This is a genomic window from Achromobacter sp. SIMBA_011, assembly GCF_046535435.1.
Taxonomy (GTDB): Bacteria; Pseudomonadota; Gammaproteobacteria; order Burkholderiales; family Burkholderiaceae_B; genus Achromobacter; species Achromobacter dolens.
Genome location: NZ_JAWRWN010000901.1, coordinates 1 through 251, shown reverse-complemented (window position 1 = coordinate 251; position 251 = coordinate 1). Strand labels below are relative to the sequence as shown.

The window sequence follows — 251 nt, the reverse complement described above, 5'->3', positions numbered from 1 at the left end:
CACGGCTTCCTCGTGCGGCATGTTCGCGCGGCCGCTGTCGACGTAGCCGGCGACGATCTTCGCGAGGCGGCGCGCGGTGCCTTCGGTGAAGCGGAAGAAGCCGACCGATTCGCCGATCGTGTCGTAGTCGAGGTCGACGGCGAGCTGCTTGCGCAACTCGACGGGCACGCCGTTCTTCAGGCACAGCTTGACGGGCTCGTCGCCGGCTTCGAAGTCGCGATCGATCAGCAGGCGGTCGACCGCCTTGTCCG

The 251-nt window shown here is 67.7% G+C and carries 1 pseudogene; it reads right to left on the bottom strand.

Annotated features, from left to right (window positions below):
- Window positions 1-251, bottom strand: a pseudogene (locus tag SB816_RS33615) (phosphocholine cytidylyltransferase family protein); the annotation flags it as partial.